The following is a 16824-nucleotide window of genomic DNA, read 5'->3' as shown; positions in this document are numbered from 1 at the left end:
ACCATGCAGGCGAGATTCGACAGGAGACTTATTTTGGGTAAATCCGCACCGCTTCACGGTCTTACCGTCCTCGAACTGGGACACAGCGTCGCCGCTCCCTACGCCGGCCTCATTCTGGCCGAGCTTGGCGCACGCGTGATCAAGGTCGAAAATCCCAGCACCGGCGATTATGCGCGTGGCTGGGGACCGCCCTTCTTCAATGAAGACGCCACCGCGTTTCACGCACTCAACCGGGGCAAGGAAAGCCTCACGCTCGACTTTTCCGACCCTGAACAGTTGGCTCTTCTTAAAAAACTGATCCTCGGTGCCGATGCCGTGATCCAGAATTTGCGGCCGGGGCTTTTGGCCAAATTCGGGATCGATGTCGATGATATGCGGCGTCAGGCTCCGGGCATGATCTGGTGCGATATCGGGGCTTTCGGCAAGACCGGCCCGTTGTCGCGCAAGCTCGGTTATGATCCGCTGGCGCAGGCTTCGTCGGGCATCATGTCCATGACGGGCGAGGCGAACCGTCCTCCCGTCCGTGTCGGCGTGTCGCTGGTGGATATGGGATCGGGCATGTGGACCGTGATCGGTCTGCTGGCCGCTCTTTTCGAGCGCAGCAAAAATGGCGAAGGTGCGCATGTCGCCACGTCGCTTTTTGAAACCGGACTGGCCTGGATGACCATTCCGCTGGCCGCTCATGCGGTGGCGGGCGAGGTGCGCAAGCCCTATGGCTCCGGCCTTGCCGAAATCGTACCCTATCAGGCCTTCCAGGCCAGCGACGGCTGGGTGATGATCGCTGCGGGCAATGACAAACTGTTTGCAAAGCTTTGCGCGGCGCTGCCGGGGCTGGAGCATCTGGGCAAGGACGAACGCTTCAAGCTCAATCGTGACCGGGTGCTGCTGCGCGATGAATTGGTTCCGCAAATCGAAGTCGCCGTGGCGAAGCTCACGGTTGCCGATCTTAGTGAGAAACTCGACGCGGTCGGCGTACCGAATTGCCCGCTTCTGACCATCGACAAGGTCTGGACACATCCGCAGACCGAAGCTGTCGGCATCCTGACGGAAGCCGACGGGTATAAATGGGTCGGACTGCCATTCACCCTTGACGATGAGCGCCCGACTTCGGGCGGATCCGCTCCCAAGCTTGGAGCCCACAACCAGACAATTCGACAGGAAAGCTGATGGAACGCGCTTATGAAACGCTCGAACTGGAGCGTATTGACGATCATGTGCTGCTGATCCGGCTGAACCGGCCACAGGCAGCCAATGCCATGAATACCCGTATGGGCGAGGAACTGATGGACCTCTTCGAGAGGTTCCAGATCGATGCCGAGGGCCTGCGTGTCCTCGTCCTGACCGGTTCTGGCGAAAAAGCGTTTTGTGCCGGCGGCGATCTCAAGGAGCGCAACGGCATGACCGATGCGCAATGGCTGCGCCAGCACGCCATGTTCGAGCGCATGTTGCGCGCCATTATTGCCTGTCCGATCCCGGTGATCGGCGCGATCAACGGCGCGGCCTATGGCGGCGGTTGCGAAATCACGGCAGCGCTCGATTTCGCCTATGCGTCGGAAACCGCGCGTTTTGCACTGACCGAAGTGACGCTTGGCATCATGCCGGGCGCGGGCGGCACGCAGAACCTGCCGCGCGCCGTGGGCGAACGGCGCGCCAAGGAAGTCATCCTCACCGGCCTGCCTTTCACCGCGCAGGATGCCTTTGAATGGGGGCTTATCAATCGCGTGCTGCCGCAGGCGGAGCTGCTTGATGCAGCGCTTGCTACTGCCCGCCGCATTGCTGGCAATGCGCCGATCTCCGTGCGTCAGGCCAAGCAGTCCATCCATCGCGGCTTGCAGATGTCGCTGGCCGATGGCCTCGCTTTTGAGATCGAATGCTACAACCGCATGGTATCCACCGAGGACCGTCTTGAGGGCGTGCGCGCTTTCAATGAAAAGCGTCCGGCAGCGTTTCGGGGAGTATGAGCCATGGCTGAACACGTAATCTTACGTGAAGTGGGTCTGCGCGACGGCATCCAGATGGCCAAGCGCTTTCTGGAAACCGAACGCAAGCGGGAATGGGCCGAGCGGTTGATCGGCGCCGGTGTCCGCGAGATCGAACTGACCTCCTTCGTGCCGCCGAAGATTGTGCCGCAATTTGCCGATGCCGACGAACTGGCCAAGAGCCTGCCCAAACTTTCGGGCGCGGTCTGTTCGGCGCTGGTGCCCAATCTCAAGGGTGCCGAGCGGGCGCTCGCCGCAGGCTTTCGCCACATCAACTATGTGCTGTCGGTTTCGGAAGCCCATAGTCAGGCCAATGTCCGCCGTTCCACGGAAGAGGCGGTCGCGGAATTCGAGCGCATCGTGGCGCTGAAGCAGACCGAAGCCGGTCGCGACATGGTGCTGGCCTGCGGACTGGCAACCACATTCGGTTGCACGCTGCAAGGCTATGTCGATCCTGAGCGCGTTTTCGAGATTGCGCGCCGTGTGACGGCGATGGGCGCGGACGAGCTGATCGTCGCCGATACGGTCGGCTACGGCAATCCGGCACAGGTGCATGAAATCCTGCCGCCGATTGTCGAGATTGCCGATGGACGCCGCATCATTTGCCATTTCCACGATACGCGTGGCCTTGGCCTCGCCAATGTCGCCGCGGCACTGGAAGCGGGCGTGCGTGTGTTCGACAGTTCGCTGGCGGGCCTTGGCGGCTGTCCTTTCGCGCCGGGAGCAACGGGCAACATCAATACCGAGGATACGGCCTATATGCTTGAAAGCATGGGCTTTTCCACCGGTGCTGACATTCAGGCCCTGTTGGAAATCCGCCGCGACGTCGAGGCGTGGCTGGGCGATGAAGAACGCTATAGCGGCGCGATTGCACGCGCCGGACTTCCCAAGACATTTTCAGTTGCAAAGTGAGACTGCGCTATGACCCATACTGTCGCTACCATGGAACTGGGCGAAGACTTCCCCGAACTGCGTGAATCGATCCGCCGTATCTGCGAACAATATCCGCTCGAGTACTGGGCCAAGCTGGATGAAAAATCCGGTTATCCGTCCGAATTCGTGCAGGAATTGACGGATGGCGGCTTTCTGGCCGCGCTCATCCCCGAAGAATACGGCGGGGCAGGCCTACCGTTGCGCGCCGCAGCCGTGATCCTGGAAGAAATCAATTCCTGCGGCTGTCAGGCAAGCCCGGCCCATGCGCAGATGTATATCATGGGCACGCTTCTGCGCCACGGCTCGGAAGAGCAGAAGCGCACTTATTTGCCGGAAATCGCTGCCGGACGCCTGCGCCTTCAGGCCTTCGGCGTGACGGAGCCGACCACCGGTTCCGATACGACGCAGCTCAAGACCCGCGCCGTGCGCGATGGCGATCATTATGTCATCAACGGCCAGAAGGTCTGGACGTCGCGTGCGCTTTATTCCGATCTTATGCTACTCCTCGCCCGCACCACGCCGCTGGATCAGGTCGCCAAGAAGACGGACGGCATTTCTGTGTTCCTGATCGACCTGCGCGAAGCACGCGGAAATGGCGTCGATATTCGTCCGATCAATGCGCTGATCAACCACAACACGACGGAAGTTTTCATCGAAAACCTGCGTGTTCCGGCTTCCGCGCTGATCGGCGAGGAAGGCAAGGGCTTCCGCTATATTCTCGACGGTATGAATGCCGAGCGCATTCTCGTTGCGTCGGAATGCGTCGGCGACGGGCGCTACATGGTGCGCCGCGCCGTGGAATATGCCAAGGAACGCCGCGTGTTCAATCGCGAGATCGGTGCCAATCAGGGCGTGCAGTTCCCGATTGCCCGCGCCCATGCCGAGCTCGAAGCCGCCGATCTCATGGCGCGCAAGGCAGCAGCCCTGTTCGACGCGCACCAGCCTTGCGGCGGCGAGGCCAATATCGCCAAGCTGCTCGCATCCGAGGCCACATGGAAAGCCGCCGATACCGCGCTCCAGACTTTTGGCGGCTTCGGTTACGCCGTGGAATACGGCATCGAACGCAAATGGCGCGAATGCCGCATTTATCAGACCGCGCCGATTTCGACCAACATGATCCTGGCCTATGTCGGTCAGCACATGCTGGGCCTGCCGCGTTCCTATTGAGGTCGATCATGGATAGCATCACCCGCAAAGCGGCGGAATTCGTCGCGAATTTCGACCTTTCCAAGGTTCCGACCGAGGCGGTTCATGCCGCGCGCATCGGCATCGTGGATTGCGTCGGCACCATGCTTGCCGGCGCGCGCGAGCCGGCGGTCGGACTGGTGGCGACGATTGCCACGCCCGCGACCGGCAGCAACGATGCGCCGGTGGCCGTGAATGGTCAGCGCTATGGCGCGCCGGATGCGGCACTTGTCAACGGCGTTGCCGCGCATGTACTGGATTTCGATGACGTGGCGCTCGCCGGTCATCCGAGCACGGTTCTGGTGCCGCTCATTCTGGCGGAAGGTCATATCCTGCAATCATCCGGCGAGGATGCCATTGCGGCTTATCTTGCGGGTTACGAATTATGGGCGCATCTGGCGGAACTGGAACCCGGCCATCTGCACGACCGGGGTTTCCATCCGACGGCGGTAATGGGCACTCTGGCTTGTGCTGCGGCCGCTGCCCGGTTGCATCGCCTGTCGTCGGAACAAACCGCCCATGCACTTGCTATTGCGGCCTCGCTTGCCGCCGGTCTGGTTGCGAATTTCGGCTCCATGACCAAGTCGCTTCATGCCGGGCGCACGGCCCAATCGGGCATTCAGGCGGTTCGGCTCGCGGCGGCAGGCTATACCGGCAGTCTGGATGCGTTGGAACATCGCACGGGCTTCCTGCGCGCTTTCTCGCCGTCCGGGTCGCCGGATGTATCCGCCGATGCATTCAGGATCGGCGAGGAATCCATGGCGGCGCGTTTTGGCGTGAATATCAAGCGCTACCCGACCTGCTACGCCACTCATCGCGCCATCGATGCGATGCTCGATCTGGTCAGCGAACATGATCTGGCGCCGCAAGATATTGCGACGGTGCATGTCCATACCGGGATCACGCAACGTCTGATGTTGCGCAATCATCGCCCGCAGACGGGGCTGGCCGCCAAGTTTTCCATGGAATTCGCCATGGCAAGCGCCGCCGTGGCGCGTCGCGTGGGCTTGCAGGAACTGACGGACGATTTTGTCGGCCGCAAGGATGTGCAGGAGATGCTAGAACGCGTCGATGTGACGGTCAACGAGGAAAAGGCCACCGATGCCGATCTGCCGGTCGCGCCTTTCGATCTGGTCTGGATCACCTTGCGCGACGGGACAGTGCTACGCCATGCTCCGGTGGAACATGCGCGCGGAAGCTGGCAAATGCAGCTCGACCGTGACGCCTTGCAGGAGAAGTTCGAAGGCTGCGCCGGAATTCTCCTGCCGGAGGAAAAGGTTGGACCGTTGTTTGAAAAATTATACCGGATCGAGGAGATGAAAGATCTCCGCGAACTCGATCTGGTGTAATGAACTTGAGCCTATCCCGAAAAGTGCGAAGCGATTTTCGGGATAGGCGAAAAAATAAACAGATAGAGCGGTTTCAATGACTCCGTTTTAATCGGAACCGCTCTAGGCCCTGACTTGAAATGCAGCTTCATATGATCTGGAACGATAGATGATGAACAGCTTGCCCGCCCGCCAGATTCCCGGTGTCTACCACCGCCGTTTCGGCTCCTTTCTCGTGACGGCCCTTTCCGACGGCTATGTCGAGATGGGGTATAATATCTTCCGTGAATTCGAGCCGCACGAAGTCGATATGATGCTGGCGCGGGATCACCGGGTTTCGCCGCCCAGAATCTCGATCAACTGTTTCCTCCTGCGGGGTCCTGCCGGGACCGTGCTGATCGATTGCGGTTCCGGCGAGAAATTCGGCCCCACGGCGGGCAAGCTGTTTGGCAATCTTGAAGCGGCGGGCGTGCGCCGGGAGGAGATCGACACCATTCTCCTGACGCATTGCCACCCCGATCATTCCTGCGGTCTGACCGATCCGGCAACGGGTGAGCGTCTGTTCCCCAACGCCACGGTGATCGCCAACCGCAAGGAAATAGAACACTGGTATTCGGACGCCGAGATGGAAGCGGCGGACGAGCGCAAGCGGCTGCGTTATTTTGGCTGGGCGCGCGAACAGATCGACCCGTATCGGGAGGGCCATTTGCGGCTTGCCGAGGATGGCGAAGAAGTCCTGCCGGGCATCACGCTTGTGGAATGCGCCGGGCATACACCGGGCCATAGCACATGGCTCCTGAATTCCGAGGGCAAGCAGATGATCGTCTGGGGCGATCTGGCGCATGTGCCCGAAATTCAGGTGGCCCGTCCGGAGGTTTCAATGAGCTTCGATCACGACCCCGACATGGCGGCTCGTAATCGTACAAACCTTCTGGCCCGGATTTTCGAACAGGATATGCTTGTCGCGGGCATGCATATCCATTTCCCGGGATTCGGCTGGCTCGTGCGGGAGGGGACCGGCTACAGGGTCGCCACCGAACAATGGAACTTTGAACTCTGAAAGGCTTTGCTGCGGATCGACCATGGCCAAAACCCCCACCATACGCGACGTCGCTTTGCTCGCCAACGTATCGATCGGCACGGTTTCGCGCGTGGTCAACGATGCCGCCGATGTGCGCCCACAAATCCGCAAGGCGGTCGAGAGCGCCATAGCGGAACTGGGTTACGTGCCCAATGCCGCCGCCAAGTCGATGCGCATGGGGCGGACGAAGACGGTCGGCTGCATCCTGCGCGAAATCAATATCGCGCAGCTCGGTGGCTTTGTGTCCACGGCGCATAACATGCTCAACGAGTCCGGTTATGCGCTGTTGATCGCCAATTCCGAAGGTCGCCGCCAGCGCGAGGTCGAATTGCTGCGCAGCTTTTCGAGCGGTCAGGTGGATGGTGTCCTGATGGGGCCTTATACGCCGATTGAAGGCGAGTTCGAGGAATTGTTGCGCACATTGCCGGTGCCGCTGGTGATGATCGACCGCGATCAGCCGTCATGGTGCAATGCCGTTTACGCCGATCACGAGGCTGGCGTTGCGCAGGCCACCGGGCATCTGCTCGATCTGGGCCACCGCCGCATTGCGCTCCTGACCGGCCCGACCAGACTTCATCCGGGCGGCGCGCGCGTGCGCGGTTTTCTGCGGGCTTACAAGGAGCGCGGTCTGGAGCCTGCGCCGGAACTGATGATTGCCGAAAGCTTCCTGCGCGATCAGGCCTATCGGGTGACGTCATCGCTGCTCGGCTTGTCGCAACCGCCAACAGCCATCATCGCGGGCGGTATCGATATGCTGGCAGGCGTTCTGAAAGCGGTTCGCACGAGAGGCTTGCGCATACCGCAGGATATTTCGGTGGTGGGGTCAGGGCAGAGCGAACTGGCAGATCTGCACCAGCCGCCGATTGCCGTCGTCAGTTGGGATCAGAACGAAGTGGGGGCGACGGCTGCGGCTTTGTTGCTTGACCTGATTGCGAACGGAAAAAGGGAAGAGCCGCGTCGCGTCATCATTCCAACCACGTTCAACGCGCAGGCGTCCTGTACGTCGCCGCCGGTGGTGGAACTGACGCCGAAATAGCCGGCTAATTGCAAGTTGGAGATGATGCAGCCGCGTTCGCAAGGACGCGGAACGGAGGGTCTTTGCCTTTCGACAGGCACGGACCGCGAATTTGCGGAGGAGTAAACAATGCCTACGGACGTCCGACTGTTTTCCGAATTCAAGCTGCGCGGCGTGACGCTGAAAAATCGTGTCGTCATCTCGCCCATGGGCACCTATACGGCGGAAAACGGGCAGCTTCAGCCATTTCATCATACGCATTACGCGAATTTCGCCATGGGCGGCGCGGGGCTGGTCATGGTGGAACAGACCTCCATCACCCGGCGCGGTCGCGTGACCAATGGCGATCCGGGCCTGTGGGATGACAGTCAGATCGCCGGGATGCGGTCGCTTGTCAGCCATATGAAATCCTATGGTGCGAAAACCGGTGTCCAGTTGAACCATGGCGGACGCAAGGGCAGCATGCAGCGCGCCATCCGCGGCAACGGACCGCTGACGGATCGCGATCTGGCCATGGGCGAGGAACAATGGACGCCGTTGGCGCCATCGGCGCTGCCACTGGGCGAGGGCTGGCTGACGCCGGAACCGATTTCGCTCGGCCATCTCGACGGCCTGCGACAGGCTTTTGTCGCGGCGGCAAAGCGCGCCATGCTGGCCGGTTTCGATCTGATAGAAGTGCATATGGCGCACGGCTATCTGCTGCAAAATTTCCTGTCGCCACTCGCCAATCATCGCACCGACGATTATGGCGGCAGCCTCGAAAACCGCATGCGTTTTCCGCTGGAGGTCGTACGCGGAATAAGGCAGGTTATCCCGGATTCGATGCCGCTTCTCGCACGCATTTCCGCCACCGACTGGATCGAGGGCGGCTGGACGATGGAGGACAGCATCGTTCTTGCCCGCGCCTTGTCGGATGCAGGCGTCGATCTGGTTGACTGTTCCTCGGGCGGCAATTTGCGCATCGGCGCGACCAATGCCAGCCTCGGTCGCGGGCCGGGCTATCAGGTGCCTTTTGCCGAACAGATTCGCAAGGAAACCGGCATTCCAACCGCCGCTGTTGGCATGATCCGCACGCCGGAATTTGCCGAAAAAATCCTTCAGGAAGACAGGGCCGATCTGATCTGCCTTGGCCGTCAGGCGCTGTTCGATCCGTTCTGGGCGCATCATGCCGCCGAGGCGCTGGGCGTCAATCGCGATTTCTCCGGCTGGCCGCCGCAATATGGCTGGTGGCTGGAAAAATGGGGACGCGCGCTTTCATCCAACGGTGAAAAGCCGATGGGGCCGGAAGTTTTTCAGGCGTCTGCCTGAACGCCGAAGTACAGGGAGGAATGAAATGGCTATGAAATTCTGGCACCAGTCGGTCAATGAATTGAGCCGGATCGATGCCTACAAACGCGGTATCGAGGCCCATGCCCGCAATCTCATGGGCGATGCGGTCGATGTGCATGTTCAGGGCTTGCCGGAAGGCACCTATGGCGATCAAAGCCCCAGCGATGCGCTGGGCAACGCCTATCTTTATCATCGCGTGCTGGCGCCCATTGTCGAACAGGCGGTGGAGGCGGAGAAGCAGGGCTATGACGCCTTTATCATGGGATCGTTCAGTGAACCTTATCTGCGCGAAATGCGCACGGCGGTTGATATTCCGGTCGTCTCGCTGACGGAAGCAGCCCTTCTGGTCGGCTGTTCGCTGGGCGGTCAGATTGGCATGATCTCGAACATGGCGAACGTCGCCTACATGACCAAGCTTTCGGTGGCGAAGCATCATCTCGAAGCGCGCGTGCTCGATGTGACGGCGGTATCGCCCGGCATGGACGAATATGAATTGATCGCGGCGCGCGACGAGCCGTCCAGACTGATCGAGGCGTTCACGAAGACGGCTCGCGAACTGATTGCGCGCGGTGCCGAGGTCATCGTGCCTGCCGAGGGCGTGATGGCGGAAATTTTCGCGCGCGAAGGGCTGAAACAGATCGACAAGGCCACCGTGCTCGATGTTTTCGCTGCCGCCTGGAGCCATGCATCGAGCCTCGTGCAGTTGCGCCGGGCCGGTATCGGCACCAGTCGCGCATGGCTTTACAGCCGGGGATGAATTCGGGCGCTGTGTGCCTGATATAACGACATTATTTTCCTTTCGGGAGAAGGATATCATGAAGACTGCAAGCCAGATTCTTGGCGATTATCTTGCCAGCTATTCCACTTTGACGCTCGAACGCTCCGTTCGCGAAAAGGCACTGATCTGCCTCATCGATGCATTGGGGCTGGCGCTTTCGGCGCGTACCGAACCCACCGCCCGCGCAGCGCTTGGTTTGTCGCATGCGCTGGAAACGGGCGCAGCCAATTCGGCAACCGCGTGGGTTTCCGGCACGCGCCTTTCGGCAACCGAGGCGGCTTTCGCCAATGGTGTCGCCGTGCATGCGCATTTTCAGGACGATACGGATCACGAATCCTGGACGCATCCGGGTTCACTGGTGCCGCCCGCTATCGTTGCGCTCGGCGAACGCAAGGGCGCGACGCTGGAAGACGTGCTGCGCGCACTGGTCGCCGGCTATAGCGTCATCAACTGGCTGGGGCGTGACGAAGTCGTTGCGCGCAAGCTGATTGCGCGCGGTTTCCGCACCAGCCCGACTTTGGGCACTATTGCCGCCGCCGCCGGTAGTGCTGCCCTTCTCGGACTGAATGCCGTTGCAGCCGGTTCGGCTGTTTCGATTGCCGCTTCCACCACCGCCGGCACGCTGGAACCGGTGCGCGCCGGTGCCGACGAATGGCGCGTGCAAAACGGCCGTGCCGCGCAGGGTGGGCTGATTGCGGCCTGTCTGGCCGAAGCCGGTGTCACCGGCGCGCCGCAGGCGCTGGACGGGCCGAAGGGCTTTCTTTCGACGGTGGCCGGTATGGACGCCACGCCGGAAGTCTGGGCCTTGCCGCCGGACCCGGCGATGATGAGCACCATTCAGGCCAAGCCCTATGCGACACTGGGCGACAATATGGCCGCAGCCATGGCGGCGCAGAAAGTCTATCTCGACGGAATTGATCCGCGTGAGATCGCGGATATCAAGGTGACGCTCTGGGAGCCATTTACGGCTTATCCGGGCACCAATTATAAGGGTCCATACGAACGTATGGTGCAGACGCAGGCAAGCACAGCCTTTGCGGTTGCCACCATGCTGTCGCAGGGCGACATCACCTATGACATGGGCAACACGCTGCGCAACGATCCGGTGGTCCTCGATCTGGTGGTCAAGACGACCGTTATTCCCGACGCCGTCAATGGCGCATGGGATTCGCAACTGACCATCACCATGAAGGACGGCACCGAGCGCGCCGCGCATTCGCAGGAAATGCCGCGCAGCCTGATCTATCAGACGCCGGAGCGTTCGCTGGAGGTCTTCGAGCGCCGGCTGACCCAGTTGGGCGCGAAGGCCGGTGTTGCACGCGACCATGCCGAAAAACTCTTCGCGTCTCTCGACAGCGGCGCGAAGCTTCCGATTGCCGATGTGGTGCGCGACACGCTCGCGCTTGCCCGGTAAAAGACAGGATCGGAGTTCCAGATGACAAACCGACCGCTTCTCTTCCAGCCCTATACGGTACGCGGCGTGACGCTGAAAAACCGTATCGTGGTTTCGCCCATGGGCACTTATTCCGCAGAGGACGGGTGCCTGACACCCTTCCAGTTTGCGCATTATGAGCGCATGGCGATGGGGGGCGCCGGTCTTGTCATCATGGAACAGACCTTCGTGACCCGCAACGGCCGCGTCAGCAATGGCGATCCGGGCCTCTGGTCCGACAGCCATATCGAACCCATGGCGCGTCTGGTCACCGAGATGAAGCGCTATGGCGCGAAGACGGCGATCCAGATCAGCCATGGCGGACGCAAGGGCGGGCAGCAGCGCGCCCATGAGGGTAACGGGCCGATTTCGCAGCGTAATCTCGCGGCCGGTGACATTCAGCTTTATCCGATGGGGGCTTCGCCCATTCCGCTATCGGATAGCTGGCTGACGCCGGTTGAGATGACCGAGGAACAGATCGAAGGCATCATCGACGCCTATGCGGCCGGTGCGCGCCGCGCGATCCTTGCCGGTTTCGATCTTCTCGAACTGCATCTGGCGCACGGTTATCTGCTTCAGAGTTTTCTGTCGCCTCTGGCCAACCAGCGTACCGACCGTTTTGGCGGCAGTCTTGAAAACCGGATGCGCCTGCCTTTGATGGTGGTGGCGCGGCTGCGCTCCCTCATGCCGGAATCGATGCCGCTCTTTGCGCGGCTTTCGGTGACGGACTGGATCGAGGGCGGCTGGACGGAAGACGACAGCGTCGTGTTTGCCCGTGAACTGAAGGCGGCGGGCGTCGATCTGATCGACTGTTCGTCCGGTGGCAACATGCGGGCGGGCGCGACCAACTCGAACCTGTCGCGCGGGCCGGGCTATCAGGTGGCGCTCTCCGATCGTCTGCGTCATGAGGCGCAGATTCCGACCGCCGCAGTTGGCATGATCCGCACCGGTCAATATGCCGAATCCATTCTTCAGGACGGCAAGGCCGATCTGATCTGCATCGGTCGCCAGATCCTGTTCAATCCGTTCTGGGCGCATCATGTCGCTTGGGAAATGGGCGTGGAACGCGATTTTTCCAGCTGGCCGGAGCCTTATGGCTGGTGGCTGGAAAAATGGTCGCGCGCGCTGGCCGCAAACGGCGAAGATCCGCTCGGGCCGGAATGTTTTCCCGAAGAAATGTGATGGGAGCGACAGGTCAAGATGCGTTGGGGAGATGAACTGGCGGTCATGCGCGGCCGCTATGGCGACCGTATCGGTATCGTCGATGCTGAAGGCAGTCATATAATCGCTGAAATCGTAGACCGGGCGGCAGGCATTGCGGACCGGCTGCGGACACTTGGTCTTGGCCCCGGCGATTTCGTCGCGACGGTCTTCCAGAACTCGATGCTGGCGGCTGCGGCAAGCTATGCCGTGGCATTGACCGGAGCGACCGAGGTTCCGGTCAATCCCGTTCTCAGCCAGAAAGAATTCGATCACGCGTTGTCCTGCACCGGAACGCGGGTCGTGCTTCTCGACGGCGCGGCGAAAACGGCGCTGGTACCGTCGGTTCCGACTGAAGATGTGCGCTTATGCGCGCCGCGTCTCTTCACAGCGCATGAGTGGCCGGATGTGGAGCCGGAAGCGCCGAGCCGTATCGTTTTCACCAGTGGCACCACCGGCCCTGCCAAGGGCGCAATCCATACGCATCTGGGACGCTGGACGGCGGGATTGCTGCTGCGCTCGGTGCTTCCGATTAAGCAAGGCGGGTACAATCGCATCCTGCTGATGACACCTTTCTCGCATGGCAGTTCGCTCCTGACCTTCGCCTATCTGGCTGAAGGCGCCAGCGTGCATCTGATGCAGGGCGTGGACACGTCCGTCGTGTTGCCGCTTCTGGCCTCCGGCACGCTCACCGAGATGTTTGCACCGCCGACCGTTCTGGCCAAGCTGACAGATGCGCTGGCGCAGGCGGGCAACATTAAGCCGCGATTGCGCACGATATTGACCGGCACCGCGCCGCTTTCGCCGACGCTCTACCGCAAGGTTGTGGAGTGGTTCGGCGAGATCGTTCGCGTCACCTATGGCAAAAGCGAGATATTCAATCCGATCACCGTGCTTTCTCCTCCCGAGACGGCTGTAGCCTATGCCGGAAACGCCAGCGCCGATGAGGGGCTGTGCGTCGGCTGGGCGGCGACGGGTGTGCGGATCGAAATCCGCGACGATGACGATCACGTGCTGCGGGATGGCGAAGCGGGACGCATTTTCCTGTACAGCCCGCATATGTTCCGGGGCTATATGACGGTCAATGGCCTGAAAATGCTTGGCTCCGGCGAGTTCCACGATACCGGCGATCTGGGGCGGCTGGACGGGCAGGGACGTCTTTTTCTGGTCGCGCGCCAGTCCGACATGATGAAAACCGGTGGCTACAAGGTTGCCCCCGACGAGGTGGAACGAGCGCTTGCCTCAGCCTTTCCCGACACGGAAATGCTCGTGCTCGGTTTTCCGTCAGAATATTGGGGCGAGGTGATTACGCTCGTCGCGGCGCGTCCGCCATCGGGCTGGCGGGAGCGGCTGGCGCCTGCATTGGCCGCCATGACCTCTTACAAGCGGCCAAGGCTTTTCGCCGCTGTTGATGAATTGCCGCGCAATGCCATTGGCAAACTGTCGCGCGCCGAATTGCGACGTCAGCTCATGGAGCGCTATGAGCTTGTGGAAACGCCGCAGCTGGCGCTTGTCGAAAAAGGCGGTGCGACATGAGCGATTTCAAGCAGATACCCGCGGTTTATCATCGCCCATTGGGCGATATGCTGGTGACCGCGCTCTGCGACGGTTATGTCGCTTACGATACGTTCGATATTTTTCGCAATGGCGATCCGGCGCGACTAAAGCAGTTTCTTGTCGCAGAAACCAGGATTGCGCCACCGGTTGTCTCGATTAATGCTTTTCTCGTCCGTGACGATGTACGCAATATCCTCGTGGATTGCGGTTCGGGCGATATCATGGGGCCGACCTGCGGACGTTTGCCGGAGCTGCTGGCGCATATAGGGCTTGCGCCGGAAGATATCACCGATGTGCTTCTGACCCATATCCACCCGGATCATTCCAACGGCCTTACCGATCCGGCAACCGGCGCAAGGCTTTTTCCGAAAGCGACGGTTCATGTCCACCAGGCGGAAATCCTGCACTGGTTCGACGACGAAGCCAAGGCGCGTGCGACAGAGCGCCAGAAGCGTGTCTATTTCGATGCGGGCCGCATCCAGATCACACCCTATCTTGCCGATAGCGTGCGCATGTTTGACGCCGAATGCGAGGTGCTGCCGGGGATCACCGCCGTGCCGTCGGTTGGGCATACGCCGGGACATAGCTGCTATATCCTGCGCTCGGGTGGGGCGGCGATGATCATCTGGGGCGATACTGTCCATGTGCCCGAAGTGCAGCTTGCCGATCCCGATGTGGGCATGATCTTCGACACCGATACGCCCGCCGCCGCCCTGTCGCGCCGCAAGATCCTGAAGCGGTGCGTCGAGGAAAATCATCTGGTCGGGGGTATGCATATTCACTTTCCCGGCTTTGCGCGTATCCGGCGCGGGCATCAGGGAGAATACCGCTTTATTCAGGAACAATGGTTCCATGCCGACCAGAATTGAGGAGAACGATCCATGCCTATGATGCAAATTTGCCATGCGCCTGAGCCGGGTGGACCGGAAGCACTGCGTTACATGCAGGTGGAACGCCCGACACCGGCTGTGGGCGAGGTGCTGATCCGCGTTGGCGCGGTGGGCGTGAACCGGCTTGATGCGATGCAGCGGGCAGGGGTCTATCCTGTGCCTGCGGGCGCTAATCCGGTGCTGGGTGTCGAATGCAGTGGCGAGGTTATCGAAACGGGCAGCGGCGTGCCGGATCATCTGCGCGGCAAGCGGGTCGCGGCCCTTTTGTCCGGCGGCGGTTATGCGGAATATGCCGTCGCCGACTGGCGGCATGTGGTTGTCGTTCCCTCCGACTGGGACGATGTACGTGCAGCGGCGGTCATCGAGACTTTCTGCACGGCTTCCGAAACGCTGTTCGAGCTGTCGCGCCTCAAGGCCGGTGAACGCGTGCTGATCCATGCGGGCGGCAGCGCGGTCGGCAGTACGGCGATCCGCATGGCGCAGCATGTAAAGGCTGAAATCATCACAACGGTCGGGCGCGAGGACAAGGCCCGCCGCCTGCGCGACTGGGGCGTAAACCACGTCCTGAATTATCGCGAGGTCGATTTTGCCGATGCCATTCGCGAGATTTACCCTGATGGCATCGATGTGATCGAGGACTTCGTCGGTCCCGCTTATCTTGCCCGCCATATTTCGCTCTTACGCTGGCGGGGACGCATGACTTTTGTGGGATTGCTCAGTGATGGCAAGGCGGAAGCCGACGTGCCTGCGATCCTGACCAAGATGCTGCAATTGCGCGGCTTCACGCTGCGTCCGCATTCGGCGGACGAAAAGGCCGCGGTTGTCGAACGCTTCCGCCAGCGCTGGCTGCCGGTTCTTGCCTCCGGGGAAATAGAGCCTGCCATTCATGCTGTTCTGCCTTTCGGGAAGGCGGAAGAAGCGCATCGAATGCTGGAAACCGCCGACAATTTTGGCAAAATCATTCTGAGCATGTAACGCTCGAACAGAGGTAGTTTGAAAATGCTGATATCGCAAATCAGGGGAGAAGACGGTGCAATCCGTGTGCTTGCACGCGCCGAGGGAGAACCGGCGCGCGAAGTGCTCGGAGCAACCGGTGTGCGTGAACTGGCGCTGGCGGCGATCAAGAGCGGTAAACCCCTTATCGATTATATCAAGGAACAGGGTTTCGGCGCGCAATATGACGCGGAACAGCTTGCCGCCGAAGGGTGTTATCTATCGCCGATCACCCATATGGATCCGACCCATCTGCATCTGACCGGCACCGGCCTGACTCATCTGGGCTCGGCTGCAACCCGCGACAGCATGCACGCCAAGGCCATGGCCGCCGAAGCTGAACTGACGGATTCCATGAAGATGTTCCGCATGGGTCTTGAAGGCGGCAAGCCCGCCGCAGGCGAAGCAGGAGTGCAGCCGGAATGGTTTTATAAAGGCAACGGTCACGGGCTGGCGACGCCGGGGGCGGCGCTCGTTTCACCGGCTTTCGCGCAGGATTTTGGCGAAGAGCCGGAAATCGCCGGCATCTATGTCATCGCCGATGATGGCCGTCCGCTGCGCATAGGCTTTGCTGTTGCCAATGAATTTTCCGATCACGTCACGGAGCGGGGCAACTATCTCTGGCTCGCCCATTCCAAGCTGCGTCCGGCGTCTATAGGGCCGGAAATCCGCATCGGTGCTGCCCCGCAGGATATTCGTGGCACCAGCCGAATCCTCCGCGATGGCAAGGTTATCTGGGAAAAGCCGTTCCTGTCCGGCGAGGCAAATATGTCCCATACGATCGCCAATCTCGAATATCACCATTTCAAATACGGTCTTTTCCGCCAGCCGGGTGATGTGCATGTCCATATGTTCGGCACGGCCACGCTGTCGTTTGCCGATGGAGTTCGGACCCAGCCTGGTGATGTTTTTGAAATCGTCGCCGAAGGTTTCGGCCAGCCGCTGCGCAACACGGTGGTCGTTGAACCTGTTCATGCGTTGCCTGAACTGGCTGCTGTCGAACTTTGAATGAATACTGAGGAAATACCTATGAAAGTCCTTGTCGCAGTGAAACGTGTTGTTGATTACAACGTCAAGATCCGTGTTAAGGGGGACGGTTCGGGAGTTGAGCTTTCGAACGTGAA

General features: G+C 60.7%; 15 protein-coding genes and 1 pseudogene. All 16 read left to right on the top strand.

The features are described 5' to 3' along the window. Positions 1 to 33 precede the first annotated feature (33 nt). Positions 34 to 1167, top strand: a complete 1134-nt coding sequence (locus FHS76_RS08985) for a CaiB/BaiF CoA transferase family protein (protein ID WP_235992619.1) — start codon at positions 34 to 36, stop codon at positions 1165 to 1167. Next, entirely contained in the window at positions 1167 to 1961 is a 795-nt protein-coding gene (locus FHS76_RS08980; RefSeq protein ID WP_183651006.1) for an enoyl-CoA hydratase/isomerase family protein, read from the top strand. Before FHS76_RS08985 ends, FHS76_RS08980 begins: the two co-directional genes overlap by 1 nt. 3 nt (positions 1962 to 1964) lie before the next feature. Continuing rightward, positions 1965 to 2891, top strand: a complete 927-nt coding sequence (locus FHS76_RS08975; protein ID WP_183651004.1) for a hydroxymethylglutaryl-CoA lyase — start codon at positions 1965 to 1967, stop codon at positions 2889 to 2891. Between the two features lie 9 nt (positions 2892 to 2900). Beyond that, a complete protein-coding gene (locus FHS76_RS08970; protein ID WP_183651002.1) occupies positions 2901 to 4079 on the top strand; it encodes an acyl-CoA dehydrogenase family protein in 1179 nt (392 codons plus the stop codon). A gap of 8 nt (positions 4080 to 4087) precedes the next feature. Then, positions 4088 to 5446, top strand: coding sequence for an MmgE/PrpD family protein (locus FHS76_RS08965; protein WP_183651001.1), 1359 nt, complete (start codon positions 4088 to 4090; stop codon positions 5444 to 5446). A 148-nt stretch (positions 5447 to 5594) separates the two neighbouring features. After that, positions 5595 to 6485, top strand: coding sequence for an MBL fold metallo-hydrolase (locus tag FHS76_RS08960; protein WP_235992618.1), 891 nt, complete (start codon positions 5595 to 5597; stop codon positions 6483 to 6485). 22 nt (positions 6486 to 6507) lie between these two features. After that, positions 6508 to 7542, top strand: a complete 1035-nt coding sequence (locus FHS76_RS08955) for a LacI family DNA-binding transcriptional regulator (RefSeq protein WP_183650998.1) — start codon at positions 6508 to 6510, stop codon at positions 7540 to 7542. Between the two features lie 108 nt (positions 7543 to 7650). Further along, on the top strand, positions 7651 to 8829 hold the full coding sequence (locus FHS76_RS08950; RefSeq protein WP_183650995.1) for an NADH:flavin oxidoreductase/NADH oxidase: 1179 nt from the start codon (positions 7651 to 7653) through the stop codon (positions 8827 to 8829). Positions 8830 to 8854: 25 nt separating this feature from the next. After that, positions 8855 to 9607, top strand: a complete 753-nt coding sequence (locus FHS76_RS08945; RefSeq protein WP_183650992.1) for an aspartate/glutamate racemase family protein — start codon at positions 8855 to 8857, stop codon at positions 9605 to 9607. Between the two features lie 58 nt (positions 9608 to 9665). Further along, positions 9666 to 11042: an MmgE/PrpD family protein gene (locus FHS76_RS08940; RefSeq protein ID WP_183650989.1), complete on the top strand. Its 1377-nt coding sequence runs from the start codon at positions 9666 to 9668 to the stop codon at positions 11040 to 11042. A gap of 21 nt (positions 11043 to 11063) precedes the next feature. Further along, entirely contained in the window at positions 11064 to 12242 is a 1179-nt protein-coding gene (locus FHS76_RS08935) for an NADH:flavin oxidoreductase/NADH oxidase (protein WP_183650986.1), read from the top strand. 18 nt (positions 12243 to 12260) lie between these two features. Continuing rightward, positions 12261 to 13796 carry a class I adenylate-forming enzyme family protein gene (locus FHS76_RS08930; RefSeq protein ID WP_183650983.1) on the top strand — a complete coding sequence of 512 codons (1536 nt, stop codon included), beginning with the start codon at positions 12261 to 12263 and terminating at the stop codon, positions 13794 to 13796. Then, positions 13793 to 14686: an MBL fold metallo-hydrolase gene (locus tag FHS76_RS08925; RefSeq protein ID WP_183650980.1), complete on the top strand. Its 894-nt coding sequence runs from the start codon at positions 13793 to 13795 to the stop codon at positions 14684 to 14686. The genes FHS76_RS08930 and FHS76_RS08925 overlap by 4 nt, the downstream gene beginning before the upstream one ends. Positions 14687 to 14698: 12 nt before the next feature. Continuing rightward, positions 14699 to 15682, top strand: coding sequence for an NAD(P)H-quinone oxidoreductase (locus FHS76_RS08920; RefSeq protein ID WP_183650977.1), 984 nt, complete (start codon positions 14699 to 14701; stop codon positions 15680 to 15682). Positions 15683 to 15706: 24 nt separating this feature from the next. Then, a complete protein-coding gene (gene araD1 / locus FHS76_RS08915; protein WP_183650974.1) occupies positions 15707 to 16708 on the top strand; it encodes an AraD1 family protein in 1002 nt (333 codons plus the stop codon). Positions 16709 to 16729: 21 nt separating this feature from the next. After that, positions 16730 to 16824, top strand: a pseudogene (locus tag FHS76_RS08910) (electron transfer flavoprotein subunit beta/FixA family protein); the annotation flags it as partial.

This window comes from Brucella daejeonensis, from assembly GCF_014199265.1.
Lineage (GTDB): Bacteria > Pseudomonadota > Alphaproteobacteria > Rhizobiales > Rhizobiaceae > Brucella > Brucella daejeonensis.
This window is presented reverse-complemented; position numbering and strand designations above follow the sequence as displayed.

Coding starts and splice junctions, on each gene's coding strand:
- FHS76_RS08980 (WP_183651006.1), top strand. CDS start 1,167: ATGGAACGCGCTTATGAAACGCTCGAACTGGAGCGTATTGACGATCAT.
- FHS76_RS08975 (WP_183651004.1), top strand. CDS start 1,965: ATGGCTGAACACGTAATCTTACGTGAAGTGGGTCTGCGCGACGGCATC.
- FHS76_RS08970 (WP_183651002.1), top strand. CDS start 2,901: ATGACCCATACTGTCGCTACCATGGAACTGGGCGAAGACTTCCCCGAA.
- FHS76_RS08965 (WP_183651001.1), top strand. CDS start 4,088: ATGGATAGCATCACCCGCAAAGCGGCGGAATTCGTCGCGAATTTCGAC.
- FHS76_RS08960 (WP_235992618.1), top strand. CDS start 5,595: ATGATGAACAGCTTGCCCGCCCGCCAGATTCCCGGTGTCTACCACCGC.
- FHS76_RS08955 (WP_183650998.1), top strand. CDS start 6,508: ATGGCCAAAACCCCCACCATACGCGACGTCGCTTTGCTCGCCAACGTA.
- FHS76_RS08950 (WP_183650995.1), top strand. CDS start 7,651: ATGCCTACGGACGTCCGACTGTTTTCCGAATTCAAGCTGCGCGGCGTG.
- FHS76_RS08945 (WP_183650992.1), top strand. CDS start 8,855: ATGGCTATGAAATTCTGGCACCAGTCGGTCAATGAATTGAGCCGGATC.
- FHS76_RS08940 (WP_183650989.1), top strand. CDS start 9,666: ATGAAGACTGCAAGCCAGATTCTTGGCGATTATCTTGCCAGCTATTCC.
- FHS76_RS08935 (WP_183650986.1), top strand. CDS start 11,064: ATGACAAACCGACCGCTTCTCTTCCAGCCCTATACGGTACGCGGCGTG.
- FHS76_RS08930 (WP_183650983.1), top strand. CDS start 12,261: ATGCGTTGGGGAGATGAACTGGCGGTCATGCGCGGCCGCTATGGCGAC.
- FHS76_RS08925 (WP_183650980.1), top strand. CDS start 13,793: ATGAGCGATTTCAAGCAGATACCCGCGGTTTATCATCGCCCATTGGGC.
- FHS76_RS08920 (WP_183650977.1), top strand. CDS start 14,699: ATGCCTATGATGCAAATTTGCCATGCGCCTGAGCCGGGTGGACCGGAA.
- araD1 (WP_183650974.1), top strand. CDS start 15,707: ATGCTGATATCGCAAATCAGGGGAGAAGACGGTGCAATCCGTGTGCTT.